Origin of the sequence: Sporomusa sp. KB1 (genome assembly GCF_007830295.1) — a bacterium.
Lineage (GTDB): Bacteria > Bacillota > Negativicutes > Sporomusales > Sporomusaceae > Sporomusa.
The window spans coordinates 2,287,348-2,301,545 of the sequence record NZ_VLKC01000002.1 but is presented as its reverse complement, the minus strand read 5'-3'; the positions used below and the strand labels follow the sequence as shown (position 1 = coordinate 2,301,545).

Below are 14,198 nucleotides of genomic sequence, written 5' to 3'. Positions count from 1 at the left end.
CTCAGGACTTTTTTTGTTACTGACCGCTGCCAGCCATTTTCCGTTGGATATATTTACCGGGAAGTGTAAACATCAGGTTGAAAATCAAAATTGTAATAATTAACAATGCTCCTATACCATCGGCAATTGCAACCCGGTCAGGTACAAGGCCAACCGCCATAACATACCACATATGCACCGCCAGTGTTTCGCCGCCAGCCATAACATTAAAATCAGGCATGCTGCGTGATACCGTAGTCCCGGCAGTAAATATCAAAATAGCCGTTTCTCCCAGCGCCCGGCCAGCCGTCAGAGTGATACCGGTAATAATTCCCGGCATAGCATTCGGCAGTACCACCTGCCAGATAGTCTGCCATTTGGTTGCCCCCAGTGCCAGGCTGGCTTCACGATAATATGCAGGTACAGTACGAATTGATTCTTCAGTTACCCGTACCAGCACCGGCAAATTAAGCAGCATCAAGGTAAGCGAACCACCAATGATACTAAACCCCATGCCAAACATATTAACAAAGATAATCATGCCGAACAAAGCCAGCACAATCGAAGGTACTGTTGCCAAGCTTTCCGTACTTAAGCGAATCATATTTGTCAGCCGGTTATTACCGGCATATTCGGCCAGATATATGCCCGCACCCACCGCAGCAGGAAGGGAAAATAGCATCGATAGTCCGAGTATATAGAAAGAATTGAATAACTGCGCCCCAACACCACCACCGGCATTGATGTCACTAGATTGACCTGTGATAAAATCCCAGGTCAGAACCGGTAAGCCTTTGATCAGCATGTAGCCTAGAAAAGCAACCAATATGAGTAAAATAAGCATACCAGCCAACCACATAAGCGCGGTTGCCATTTTATCCTGACTTTGTGCTGACGACATTATGCCATCCTCCTTGCCGCAATCTGCCTAATAAGCAAAATCATTGCCAACGATATAATTAGCAGAACCAGCGCCATTAAAAATAGCGAATTCCCCCAGGCCGATCCAAAGGGTGTATTACCCATTTCAACAACAATTTCACTAGGAAGAGTCGATGTTGGCGTAAACAGCGATTTTGCCATTTGTGGCGTATTGCCAATTACCATTTGCACTGCCATGGTCTCCCCAATAGCTCTGGCCATAGCTAAAATAATAGCCGTCAAAATTCCTGGCAATGCAGAAGGCAATAGCACCTTAGCGATGGTCTGCCAGCGAGTAGCCCCCAAGGCCAGCGAAGCTTCTTCCAAGGTCTTGGGCACAGCCCTAAGGGCATCTTCGGAAATACTGATAATTGTCGGCAATATCATAATGGCTAGAATAAGTGAAGCTGCAAATAAGCCAAATCCTGTATTGACATGGAAAAACTCACGAATAAAGGGAACTAACACCGTCAGCCCAACATAGCCATATACAACCGAGGGAATAGCAACATATAAATCTGTGGCTGGACGCATGATCTCCCGCAGCCACTCTGGCGCAATCTTAGCCATAAAAATGGCTCCAGCCAGACCCAAGGGTGCACCAAACAATACAGCCAGTATGGTTACATACACCGAACCCGTAATAAAGCTCAAAGCACCATATTGGTTTTCTGTCGGGTCCCATTTTGAGGATAGGAAAAATTCCATTGGACTGATTTCTTTAAAGGTGGCCAGCCCTTGCTGTCCTACGAAAATAATGATTGATAAAATAATTACCGTCATAAGAAAAGCACTGGTAATAAATAGATAGCGTACATACCTGTCATATAGCAGCTTTCGCTGATGCTCCCGGTTGTCAGCAGTTGTTGCCATTACCAAAAGTCACATCCTGTCTAATATAGTCCTTTTCTCAATTATACTTCACTAGCATCTCCATTTTTGTTAATGCCATGTTAAGATTGTGTTAAGGTTATACAGAATACACGGCTTGCAGGTCTGTGGCAAAAGAGATGGATTTGAGCCAAAAGCCTTGAACCACAAGGTTCAAGGCTTTTGGTTACAAACTATTCAGTTGTCTTTTTTAACAAACTACTTCATTTTAGTAATAGGCACAAACCCGTTTTTCTCAGCATAAGCCTCCTGGAATTCTTTGCTTGTTGCATAATCAATGAAGGCTTTTACTGCACCAGTGGGCGCACCTTTGGTAAACATGCGACCATAGGTAAATACCGGATATTTGCCGCTGATCACGTCATTGATACTATACTTAACGCCATTATAGGCCAGAGCTTTTACGGACTGGTCGGCATAAGCGGCATCAACATAACCAATAGCGCCCGGAGTACTGGCAATAGCAGCCCTTACAGCACCATTGGAGTCTTGAATAACCGCATTATCGGTGAAAGCTGCGCCTTTAAGCACAATTTCAGCAATGGCCCCACGTGAGCCGGAAGATTTGGCCCGGTGGATAAGGGTAATTTTTTGATCCTTGCCGCCAACCTCGTTCCAGTTAGTCACCTTGCCGGTGAGGATATCAACGTATTGTTGTTGTGTCAGATTGTCAACAGAAACATCGGAGTTGACAATGAATACAAACGGAATACCGACAAGCTTGGTTTCTACAAGCCCTTTATCTTTGAGACTATCTTGCAAGGGCACATCAGAGTTACCGATATTCACCGAACCGGCACCCACTTGGTTTTGACCGGTAAACGAACCACCGCCGGCAATATTAACCGTTACTTTGGCATTTTTCTTCTGAAATTCTTCTTGAGCCGGTTTTAAGAACGGTAAGAGAGCTGTCGAACCAGAAGCAGTTACCGTACCAGATAATTCTGCCTGCGCTGTGCCTGCTTCTTTAGGAGCCTCTTTTTGACCACCGCAGCCAGCCAGTAAGCTTACTCCCAGCACCATAGCCAACGCACCGGTTAGCATTTTTTTCGAAAGTTTCATGATTATTTATTGACCTCCTCGAAGTTTGTACTTTTGATGTATTTATTGTAAATCACTTTACATGTTATTGTGTTAAGGAAATGTTAAGAGAATGTTAAAGAAAAACAAGTTGGTTTCCAGACACCAAATACGGTATGATGGTGCTATAGATAACGTATTTTGTTGTAAGGAGGTATTCCATACATGCTTACCCGCAACCTTCGCAACCGGCTGGTTTTATCCTTTTTAGCACTCATTCTCTTTACATTGGTAGCGCTTGGAAGCTATATACTATGGTTTTTTTACCAACACAATATTGCCAGTCTCGATTCTGCCATGCTTAACCAGGCTAAAATCATTGAAGAGTTAATCTACCGGGATATGTCCGGCCCGATCCAAAAAGGGCAAATTGATGAAAAAATTAAGGAGCTCAGCTCCCGTATTGACCTGCGGGTCACAGTTGTTGATACCACCGGCGTTGTCATTGCCGACTCTCAGCAAAATCCAGAACTCATGGAAAACCACCTGGACCGGTCTGAGATAGCTGCAGCACTTATCGGCAACAATGGCTACAGCATTCGGACAAGCACTACCCAGGACAAGTCCTTACTTTATGTGTCCACACCTGTTTTTTACCATGATGAGATTACCGGGGTTGTCCGTGTGGCCATGCCCCTTGATCATGTTGATGCAGGCTACCGCAAGATATTATCAGCGCTTTTGGCGACCAGCTGCCTGACCTTCCTGGTAGCTATCGCCTTTAGTCTGGCCTTAGCCTATAAATACACCCGTCCGCTCGAAAAAATTATTGAAACTGCCAATGAAATCGCGCAAGGTCAACTGAGTAAGCGGGTATTTATCAAGACAGGAGATGAGTTGGAAATCTTAGCTCATGCCCTCAACAACCTAACCTCCAGTCTGGAAGACAAAGTCAATGACATCATTGCCCAAAAACATAAGCTGGAGCTCATTCTTCAAAATATGGGTGATCCCGTTATCCTGCTAGACCGATTTGGCAAGGTAACAACCGCCAACAAAACAGCAATAACCACTTTCGGTATAACCGAGCAAATGATGGGCCAACACAATATTCAGGTTATCGGCAATAGCCTGCTTGACCAGGCAATCCAAGGTACTCTGCAGCTGCAAGAAAACAAGCTTATTGACCTAAAGACAAATATTCACGGCAAAAAGCGGGTATTTCAGGTATTCCTGGCCCCCATCATCAGTGCTGAGAACGATTCTACAGGCATATTAACTGTTTTTCATGATATAACAACCCTCCAGGAAATCCATGACCGCCAGGCTGATTTTGTTACCAATGCTTCACATGAACTAGCTACGCCGCTTACTGCCATCAAAGGCTTTGCTGAAACCCTGCTTGACGGTGCACTGGCGCAGCCTGAACTAAGGGAAAAATTTGTACGCATTATCTACAACGAATCTGACCGTATGCATCGCCTTATCCAGGATTTACTCCAGTTAGCCCGGCTAAATGCCCAAGAATACCGCGAACAAATCAAGTTAGAATCAATTGATATTATCGCCGTGTTGACTGCGGCCAAGCAGGATATGGCACCGCGTTGGCAACAAAAAAACCAAACAGTTACCTTAGAATACAGTCAAGCACCCCTCACTGCGTTGGCTCATCCCGACTGGTTCAAACAAGTTATTGTAAATTTACTCGAAAACAGCATTAAGTATACTCCGGCAACAAGGAAAATTATCCTTACCTGCTGGTCCGAAAATAATCAGGTACACATTGCTGTCCAAGATTCAGGCATTGGTATCCCGGCTAAAGACCTGCCTCTGATCTTTGACCGGTTTTACCGGGTAGACAAAGCCCGCACCCGTTCGGCTGGCGGCACTGGCCTTGGTTTGGCTATTGTAAAGTTTATTATCGAGATGCTAGGTGGCCACATTACGGTTCAAAGCAAGCTTGATGTGGGAACAACCTTTACGATAACTCTCCCAGGTACTGAAAAGCTGAGTCAATAATAGTGTCAGATGGACATCACCGCTCTACTAGCTGGTCTATACAAAAAAACTATGAGTCGAGGAACCATTCCTCGACTCATAGCGCGTTAAGAATAAAAACAAGTAAACTGAGCTGTTCTTATGTTTTCTACTAATTTAAATTATTTGCTTTTCCCGTAGCTCAGCTATTTTCTGAGTGTCCATTCCTAAAAAATGTTGGAGAATCTTGTTTGTATGCTCGCCTAATAATGGCGAAGCATCACGGATACACCCAGGAGATTCAGACATTTTAATGGGAGTGCCTGCCAGTTTGACCTTACCAGCAACCGAGTGGTTAACTTCAACAATCATCTTTCTAGCCAATACCTGTGGGTCTTCTACGACCTTATCAATGGTATTGATTATGCCACAGGGAATACCCGCCGCCTCCAATAGCTTTATCCATTCTTCGGAGGTCTTAGTTATGAAAACTGCGTCCAACGGCTGCTTGAGTTCATCGCGGTTTTGAGTCCTTAAATTATTAGATAAAAAACGTTCGTCAGCTAGTAATTGCGGACAGTCAAGCAACAAGCAGAATTTCTCCCAGGTTTTTTCGTTGCCTGCAGCAACGATAACATAGCCGTCTTGCGTCTTAAACGATTCCAGCGGAGTGACTGTCGGATGCCGGTTGCCAATCGGTTTTTGCACCACCCCAGTAGCAAAATATTTGCCGATATGTGAATCCATGACCGCTACCTGACAATCAAGCATCGATACATCTACCATCTGTCCTTTACCTGTTTGCTGGCGATGATACAAAGCCAAGAGTATTCCATTAACAATATACAGTCCAGGCAGAATATCACCGAACGGAATCCCCACCCGCGTGGGTTCGCCAGTTTCCTGACCGGTTACACTCATAATACCGCCAATTCCCTGAACAGTTATATCATAGGCTGATTTATTCCGGTATGGGCCAGTCTGGCCAAAACCCGAGCAGGCTGCATAAATGAGCTTTGGATTGATTTTTTTAAGTGTTTCATAGCCCAGGCCAAATTTTTCCATCACTCCCGGACGGTAATTTTCAATAAGCACATCTACTTGTTGAACCATTTCCTTTAGTACAGCTTGTCCCTGAGGATTTTTCAGATTAAGGGTCATCGACTGCTTGCCCCGATTGAGTCCCATAAAATAGCGGCTCTCTGTACCTATAAAAGGACCATAGCCTCGCGCATCATCGCCCCCGGGAGGCTCCACTTTAATAATCGTAGCGCCGAAATCTGCTAACATCGAAGTTGCAAATGGTCCAGCCAACACCCGCGTCAAATCTAAAACAACAATATTCTTTAATGGCATTTTTTCCTCCTACTGTTCGAATTATTTTGCTTCGTCCATTAGTTCCACTGCATTACCCTTCAGGATGAAGCGTTTAGAAACATCGCGATACATTTTATACCCAAGCAAAGCGAGAACTGCCCCAAATATTTTTTTCAGTATAAAAGCTGGGATGTATTGAACATAACTGGCTCCGAAGATAGCACCGCCTAAAGAGCCTACGGCCAGTAGCCCTGCCATTCGATAGTCAACAAAGCCTTTGCGGTGATAAGTAATCAATCCTGATAGAACAGTGGGAATAATGAGCATCAATGATATTCCCTGGGCTGCGTGCTGTGACATACCAAAGCCAAGAACGAGAGCAGGTACTATAATAATTCCGCCGCCAATACCCATTAAGCCGCTGAGAAAGCCCATGACCAAGCCCAATAAAAACAGTATCATCCAATCACCATCCATATTCCAACTATGATCAGTGCGCCAGAGAGATATTTTTTTAAGGTAGCTGCTGGTAACCGGCATGCTAATGTTGAGCCCAAGTACGCGCCGACAATACAACCAACCGCGATTTTTGCTGCAAGCATCATATCCAAAAATCCCTGGTGCTGATACAGCAAACTTCCCACAATTGCTGTTGGAAAGATCACAGCTAATGAAGTAGCATTGGCAACATGCTGCTCCACCTTCCAGCAAGTCACCATGATTGCTAACAACACTACACCTCCGCCTAGTCCCAGAAAACCACTCCACATGCCGCCAACAAAGCCGATTGCAAGAATCGAAACAAAATTTTTTGGCAAATCCCATCCCCCTCTGCAGCATTAAAACGTTATACTGGCAAAATTCATCATTATTTACAAATCAACTCACCTTAGCTTTTAGACTCGAAATTTATTAATAAGTACTTTTAGTTCTTCGGCTATGTCGGCTATATTTTTACTTAAGGCTGAAATTTCCTCTGTTGAGGCGGATTGCTCTTCTGACGTTGCGGCAACTTCCCCAGTTGCATCTGCTGTTCCTTCAACAACCTCAGCAATAGTCATAACGGCCTCCTGAACGCTTATCGAATATTTTTCTAGAATTTCTAAATGATTTTGCAAACTGCTAATATTGCGTTCTGACTGCACAATTGCATTGGTCGCTTTTTTTATGACTTCCCCAACATTCTCAAAATTACTTACCTGCAAATCAACCTGCGTCATACTGTCTTCCATAATACGAACCGTAGCATCTGTTTCAGATTGGATATCTTGTACAAGGTTACTAATTTGCGTTGCCGCATGGGCTGATTGTTCGGCCAGTTTCCGAACTTCTTCTGCTACGACACCAAAGCCTCTGCCATGCTCCCCTGCCCTTGCTGCCTCAATGGCCGCATTGAGGGACAATAGGTTGGTCTGTCCCGCAATACTGGTAATAATGTCCACTATACTGCTGATTTCGTGTGACCGTCGGCCCAGGTTTTGCATTGATCCAGTTGCAGATTTAACAATATCTTGTAAACAAGTCAGCTGACCAGTTGCTGCTTGCAATGATTTTATTCCTTCATTGGTAGCCTGTGAAGTCCCGGTGGCATACTCCAGTGTTGCAACTGCTTCTGCAAGGCCGGCATGAACATGTTCTCTAGTAGCTTCCACTTTCTCTCGAATTTCAATAATTTGCTTATTCTGTTGTGTGGCCCCTTCAGCTATTTCGGTTATAGTTATAGCGATCTTATTGGCAGTCTCGCCATTCTGGTTTGCCCCTTCCGCCATATTGCACGAGATATCAGCCATTTGGTTTGTTGAATCTTTTATTTTTAAAATCAGCGCATATAGATTGTTCCGCATATCCGCAAACCCATTGACCAACTGACCAATTTCATCATGCGAAACAATCGTCCTTTCACGTTCTCTTAAATCACCATTTGCTAATAGTAAGCATTCATCCCTAATTAACGCTATGGGGTTAGCAATACGTCGACTAATTATTATAACAAATAAGATTGCCGCCACCAGGCAAACAATTGATACTGACAACATTGCCCACATTAACGCATTGACTTCGTGCAGTGCCTCTTCTTTCGGGGCATTCACCACCATGAACCAGCGGTTCCCGCCTGCTAGATTAATTGGAGTTATTATACCAATGACATTAACCCCCTCCTCGGAAATGTATTCCCCTCGTACCTGGTTTCCTGAAGAGGCAGCTTTATTAAATAAATTTACTAAGTTATTATCTAGTTCTGTTACTTTTAAATTCAAATCTGGATTAATAGTCTTACTGCTAAGAGTTAATTTTCCTTCAATATCCTTATTGTGAGGATTTACAATGATAGTACCTGTCGAATCAAGAATATACCCATATCCTGAATCCTCAAATTGCAGCTCTTTCACCAGTTCAGCAAGACTATCCATAGCCATAGAGCCTGTAAGCACACCGGTTATTTGTCCCTGATTGAGAACAGGAACGGCAACATTGATGCCCACTTTCCCAGTGGTTCTACTGACTATCACATCTGAAACAACAGGCTTGCAATTTGCTATTGTTTTTTTAAAATATTCCCTGTCACCAGCTTCAACTTTGCTGCCATCTGGACGTAATCCTGAACCACTAGGATAAAGGTATATTATATTAGCTAAGCCATCTAAATGTTTGGAACAATCATTTAAATTTTTTACAAGTGTCTGTTTATCAACAGGATTGTATATCGGACTAACACTGGAAAATGATTCTAACTGAACTCTTGCACCATTAATTTGACTTTCAATACGATGAGAGTAATCGGCTCCTATTGACATAGCAGTATCTTCCACGCTCTGGTTTAAAGCCTGCCGGGATATAAAGTAACTTATACCAGACAAAATAGCAAAAGATACTATAACAAATGGCAAAAAAATTAAAAGTAGTTTTACTTTAATACTGGTAACCTTCATCTTATAACCATACCCCTCGATCCACTTAAAGCACAAATCGGAATGAAACCGTTGTCTTTAAGATTATTTTGTTTTACTACTAAATTACAGGCAACTACAAATTACATGATGATACTCCCCCCTTTCAGCAGCACATATCTATGCCACTCTAGAGCACAAAAGACTTCAATACAAATTAACTCATTCACCTTTCGTCATAATTTTCTCAATTTCTTCTGTGCTTTTCTCCCTCTTTGACTCACTCATATCACCATTTTTTGATTCTATTATTTGTTCCCCTACAAAAACAAAACCAGACTTCGCTTTAGTCTGGTTTAAAACATTTTAGTGAAACTAAAACGGCAACCTGGCAATCATAGTACCCGTGGTACAATAGACCCATGGCTTTGCGTCCTTACCTTTCGATAAGTTTGCTAACTATGGGAGTCAAAGAAACAATTCTTTGACTCCTTTTATTCTTGAATATATTTTTACCCTGCCCAATAGATCTGCTATTTGGCGCAAAGATTTTTAATAAATTCCTCGATAAAATCTGATGATTTTTATCAAATCATAACAAAATTTACTATTTATATATTTAGTGGTATATTTTACATAAATAATAATATATAACCAAACATAAGTCAACAAAATAAATGACCTATTTAGTTTTTATATGTTTACGATTCACAATAAAGTTACCTCAAAAGATGCATCCCTTTTGTACTTCTCTATTCTAGTCTGATTTTTTAAATAAAACAGGCGAGATTACTTCGCGTTGTCCGCAATGACGTCCCTGGTCATTGCGAGCAACAGCGTAGCAAATCTCGCCTGTTCTTATTGCACTACATACTATTTTTTCCGCCGTCGCTGCCCTGTTACCAAATACACGGTCCATTCTGCAATATTAGTGGCATGGTCAGCAATTCGTTCCAGATAGCGAGCAACAAAGATAAGCTCTGTGGCCTGGCTAATAGTTGTGGGGTCTTCCATCATATAAGTCAACAGTTCTCTAAATACCTGATAATAGATATTATCAACCTCATCATCGTTTAAACACACCTGTTCAGCCAGCGTAATATCAAGAGTAGTATAGGCTTCCAGAGAATCCTTAAGCATTTTTTGCGCCATTTGCGCCATACGGGGAATATCAACAAGCGGTTTAATCAAGGATTGCTTATTCATGGCCAACGCTATTTTGGCTATATCATAGGCATGATCACCCATTCGTTCCAAATCAGTAGTAATTTTAAGGCCAGTGCCGATAATCCGCAAATCGCGGGCCAAGGGCTGCTGTCTGGCGATCAGCACCATGCACTTATCTTCAATATCAATTTCCATCTGATCAATTTCATCATCAGAATCCATAACCTTACGAGCCAATTCGTTGTCCTGTTGAGCCAGCGAAATTACGGCTTCATCAATTGCTCGGTCTACCGCCTTGCCCATATTTAGCAAGGCCTGGCGCAGGTCCGCCAGTTCCTGATCATAACTTTGTCTTGTTACCATTTTTCAATCCCTCCTTTTACCCAAAACGTCCAGTAATATAATCTTCCGTTCGCTTATCCTGTGGGCGAGTAAAAATATTGTCAGTTTTATCTTGCTCCACCAAATCGCCATTTAAGAAAAAGCCGGTATAATCAGATACCCGCGCTGCCTGTTGCATGTTATGCGTAACCATGACAATCGTATATTGTGATTTCAGCTCAGTTACTAATTCTTCAATCTTCATCGTCGATATCGGGTCCAGCGCAGAGCAAGGCTCATCCATTAACAGTACCTCAGGTTCAACGGCTAGCAAACGCGCAATACAAAGCCGTTGCTGCTGACCACCGGATAATCCCATTGCTGAGGAATGCAGCCGGTCTTTAACCTCATCCCAAAGTGCCGAACCAGTCAGACTCCTCTCGACAATTTCATTCAATAGCGCGCGGTTGGATTGCCCATGAATACGCGGTCCGTAGGCAATATTGTCATAAATGGACATTGGAAATGGATTGGGGCGCTGAAAAACCATGCCCACCCGTTTCCGCAGCATAACTGTGTCGATTTTGGGGTGATATATATTCTCGCCGTCAAGCAATACCTCGCCCTCAATTTTTACACTTTCAATCAAATCATTCATACGGTTAAGTGTTTTGAGAAAGGTCGATTTACCACAGCCCGATGGGCCGATTAACGCCAACACACTGTTTTCCGCAATATCAATTGAGATCTTTTTTAGGGCCAGAACATCACCATAATACAGCTTCAACTTATTTACCTGGATTTTATATCTCATAAGCCAGTTTTGCCTCCTGTAGTTTCTCATATGCAATATAACATAAAAATAGGCAGCTGAATGTTAACATCTTGTTAAAATTTTTTAAAATTTATACCCCTAAAAAAAAGGCGAAATGCTTCACCTACGTCTGCAATGACGCAGTGGAAACTCAATTCCATCGTCATTGCGAGCGCAGTGTGGCAATTTCGCCCCTTATACTATATACAATGTGTTAACAAGTTTGTCAGCCTTTTTTACTATAAAATCTATGCAGCTAACATGTTCTACCGCGACTTAGTTCTCTGACAAATCCTTAAACCGATACCCAACCCCGCGTACGGTTTCAATGGCCTCAGCAACTTCATTCTCTTGGCCCAATTTTACCCTTAAATGCCGCACATGTACATCAACAGTTCTGGTATCACCAAAATATTCGTAGCCCCATACCTTTTCCAGCAGTTGTTCCCTGGTAAATACTTTGCCGGTATTTGTTGCAAACAACTTGAGCATTTCATATTCTTTGGGAGTAAGCTCCAGCTTGACCGCCCCTAAATAGGCTTCATAACGACTAAAATTAAGTCTAAGCTTACCCAGTACCAATTCGCCACCGACTGCGCTTTCTTTGTTGCTGCGCCTGAGGACAGCTTTAATTCTGGCCAAGAGTTCGCGCGGGCTAAATGGCTTGGTGATGTAATCATCTGCCCCTAGTTCAAGCCCAATTACTTTATCGATTTCCTCACTTTTAGCGGTAAGCATAATAATAGGAACAGCGGCTGTTTCCCGGGAGTTTTTCACAATTCGGCATACTTCAAGACCATCCATGCCTGGCAGCATTAGGTCAAGCACAATAAGCTCCGGCTTTTCGGTTTTAGCCATAGTTACAGCCGCCTGTCCATCACCAGCCTCAATGATCTTATAGCCTGACTTTTCCAAAGTGAACTTTATAAGTTCACGGATATTAATTTCATCATCTACTATCAAAATCTTACCTGTCATAAATGATGTCTCTCCTCATTACTGGATAAAGCAAAAACCAGGTTCAAAAAACCTGGTTTATTGTAGTCTTGTCCACTTACTCTTTACATGTTTACAGTATCTTTTAACCCCTTACCTGCTTTGAATACCGGGTTCTTGGAAGCTGGAATTGTAATCTCGTTGCCAGTTTGTGGATTACGTCCTTTGCGTTCCTCGCGAGTCTTCACTTCAAAAGTGCCAAATCCAATAATTTGCACTTTATCATCATTGGCTAAGGCTTCTTCAATAGCGGCGAATACAGAATTAATAGCTTTCTCGGCATCCTTTTGAGTCATATCAGCTTTTTGGGCTACTGCTTTAACCAGGTCAGTTTTGTTCACAATCGTGTCCCCCTAACGTAAATCGATTACGATTAGCTTTATTCGCTACGTAATATTTTATTCCTGCTATGATTAAAAAAAATGGCAAAAAAACTCATCCAGCGCTCTCTTTTTTCTTGGCTTCTTCCCACAACACATCCAAATCAGCTAAAATCGTGCTTTCCCAGGCTATGCCTTGCTCTTTGAGCCTAGCCTCAATATAATTAAACCGCCGCCTGAATTTATTATTTGTGCGGTTAAGTGCGGTCTCTGGATCGATCCCCATAAACCGGGCCAAATTGACAACAGCAAATAACACATCACCTAATTCGTCTTCCATCTTCTGAGCACGCTCAGCTTCAGGCAGCGCTGCTGCTTCTTTCAATTCGTCAAGTTCTTCTGCTATCTTGTCCCATACCGGGCCAATATCATCCCAGTCAAAACCAACCTTAGCCGCTTTGGCTTGCAGTTTGTAAGCCGCCATAAGGGTAGGCAGGCCGATAGGAATACCATCAAGCACCCCTATCCTTTCACCAGCCTTTTCCCGTTTTTTAATTTGGTCCCAATTAACAACAACTTCAGCCGCATCACGCACGGTTATTTTCCCAAACACATGGGGATGGCGACGCACCATTTTCTCGGTAACTGTATCCACCACCTCCTGCATGGTAAAACCACCGCTTTCTTCGGCCAAACGCGCATGGAATACAATCTGGAGCAATAAATCGCCAAGTTCTTCACATAACTTAACACCGTCAGCCAGTTCAATGGCTTCCAGTACTTCATACACCTCCTCCACAATATAACGGCGCAGACTAAGATGTGTCTGTTCAATATCCCAGATACATCCGCCAGGCGAGCGCAGGCGGGCCATTACATCCACCACCGGATCAAGCGAAAATAGCTTACTGCGCGCCGGACGATGCGGTACATATACACTCGTAAGATGATCAATGCCTTCAAGCCGGTCAAGTTCAAACAACATTACCTTGGTTATCTGTTCTTCCGGCAAACCCAGATGACGGACAACAGTAACCTGGTATTCGTCTCCCAAATAATCCATTAGTGCTAACTTAGCATCTGACGCTACCTGGCGGCTATATACCTGGGTAATAATTAAACCAGTCACAAGATCAGGCGGTAAAAGCGTCAAATCAGCCGCATCCACAATGGTTACACCAGTGATTGGATCTACACCCAGTCTTGTATACAGTATCTCTAAAAAACTCATGGCCGGAATAATAGTAAGGCTTACCCCGGCTTCTCCGGCCTGTGCACTAATTAACTCTACCGTCTTTTCCGCTACCAGCGGACTGCCGGGAACAGCATATACAATATCCTGCCCTCGTTTTGCTTTTTCAATCACAGCAGCAGCAATTTGCTGATACAGACTGGCAAAGTCTTCGGCCTGCTCATACAAATAGTCAAAGCTGGAAAAGCTAACCCCGCGCGCTTTGAGCGTATCTACACAAGGATGCTTGGCCGTACGTAACAATAGCGTTCTGTTCCCGTTCAATAGTTCCCATGTTTCCAGTGTTATGTGCTTAAAGCTGCCAGGACCAAGTCCGACAATAGTGATTCCCATAG

At 43.2% G+C, this 14,198-nt stretch carries 13 protein-coding genes and 1 riboswitch; of the genes, 1 reads left to right on the top strand and 12 read right to left on the bottom strand.

What is annotated here, in order from left to right; translation table 11 throughout:
• Positions 1-16: 16 nt before the first annotated feature.
• The 3 genes from pstA to SALPA_RS14285 form a co-directional block, all read right to left on the bottom strand.
• Positions 17-880: a phosphate ABC transporter permease PstA gene (gene pstA / locus SALPA_RS14295; protein WP_145095274.1), complete on the bottom strand. Its 864-nt coding sequence runs from the start codon at positions 878-880 to the stop codon at positions 17-19.
• Positions 880-1,773 (bottom strand): phosphate ABC transporter permease subunit PstC, encoded by an 894-nt coding sequence (gene pstC / locus SALPA_RS14290; protein ID WP_145095271.1) that lies wholly within the window; start codon positions 1,771-1,773, stop codon positions 880-882. Before pstC ends, pstA begins: the two co-directional genes overlap by 1 nt.
• 216 nt (positions 1,774-1,989) lie before the next feature.
• The gene (locus tag SALPA_RS14285) at positions 1,990-2,853 is read right to left on the bottom strand and encodes a phosphate ABC transporter substrate-binding protein (RefSeq protein WP_145095268.1); all 864 of its coding nucleotides are present in this window, start codon (positions 2,851-2,853) and stop codon (positions 1,990-1,992) included.
• A gap of 183 nt (positions 2,854-3,036) precedes the next feature.
• On the opposite strand from SALPA_RS14285, the gene SALPA_RS14280 reads away from it, so the two are divergent.
• On the top strand, positions 3,037-4,830 hold the full coding sequence (locus SALPA_RS14280; RefSeq protein ID WP_145095265.1) for an ATP-binding protein: 1,794 nt from the start codon (positions 3,037-3,039) through the stop codon (positions 4,828-4,830).
• Positions 4,831-4,965: 135 nt separating this feature from the next.
• On the opposite strand, the gene SALPA_RS14275 is transcribed toward SALPA_RS14280, so the two are convergent.
• The 9 genes from SALPA_RS14275 to mazG form a co-directional block, all read right to left on the bottom strand.
• The gene (locus SALPA_RS14275) at positions 4,966-6,144 is read right to left on the bottom strand and encodes a CaiB/BaiF CoA-transferase family protein (RefSeq protein ID WP_145095262.1); all 1,179 of its coding nucleotides are present in this window, start codon (positions 6,142-6,144) and stop codon (positions 4,966-4,968) included.
• Between the two features lie 21 nt (positions 6,145-6,165).
• Complete coding sequence (locus SALPA_RS14270) at positions 6,166-6,567, bottom strand: sulfite exporter TauE/SafE family protein (RefSeq protein WP_186451073.1); 402 nt, start codon at positions 6,565-6,567, stop codon at positions 6,166-6,168.
• Positions 6,564-6,923, bottom strand: a complete 360-nt coding sequence (locus SALPA_RS14265) for a sulfite exporter TauE/SafE family protein (RefSeq protein WP_222427993.1) — start codon at positions 6,921-6,923, stop codon at positions 6,564-6,566. The genes SALPA_RS14270 and SALPA_RS14265 overlap by 4 nt, the downstream gene beginning before the upstream one ends.
• A 78-nt stretch (positions 6,924-7,001) precedes the next feature.
• Positions 7,002-9,035 carry a methyl-accepting chemotaxis protein gene (locus SALPA_RS14260; protein WP_145095256.1) on the bottom strand — a complete coding sequence of 678 codons (2,034 nt, stop codon included), beginning with the start codon at positions 9,033-9,035 and terminating at the stop codon, positions 7,002-7,004.
• Between the two features lie 337 nt (positions 9,036-9,372).
• A riboswitch (cyclic di-GMP riboswitch) is annotated at positions 9,373-9,460 on the bottom strand.
• A gap of 406 nt (positions 9,461-9,866) precedes the next feature.
• On the bottom strand, positions 9,867-10,523 hold the full coding sequence (gene phoU, locus SALPA_RS14255) for a phosphate signaling complex protein PhoU (protein WP_145095253.1): 657 nt from the start codon (positions 10,521-10,523) through the stop codon (positions 9,867-9,869).
• A 16-nt stretch (positions 10,524-10,539) separates the two neighbouring features.
• Positions 10,540-11,295, bottom strand: coding sequence for a phosphate ABC transporter ATP-binding protein PstB (gene pstB / locus SALPA_RS14250; RefSeq protein ID WP_222427992.1), 756 nt, complete (start codon positions 11,293-11,295; stop codon positions 10,540-10,542).
• Positions 11,296-11,571: 276 nt separating this feature from the next.
• On the bottom strand, positions 11,572-12,273 hold the full coding sequence (locus tag SALPA_RS14245) for a response regulator (RefSeq protein ID WP_145095247.1): 702 nt from the start codon (positions 12,271-12,273) through the stop codon (positions 11,572-11,574).
• Between the two features lie 83 nt (positions 12,274-12,356).
• Entirely contained in the window at positions 12,357-12,632 is a 276-nt protein-coding gene (locus SALPA_RS14240) for an HU family DNA-binding protein (protein WP_145095244.1), read from the bottom strand.
• 94 nt (positions 12,633-12,726) lie between these two features.
• Positions 12,727-14,196: a nucleoside triphosphate pyrophosphohydrolase gene (gene mazG / locus SALPA_RS14235; RefSeq protein ID WP_145095241.1), complete on the bottom strand. Its 1,470-nt coding sequence runs from the start codon at positions 14,194-14,196 to the stop codon at positions 12,727-12,729.
• Positions 14,197-14,198 lie beyond the last annotated feature (2 nt).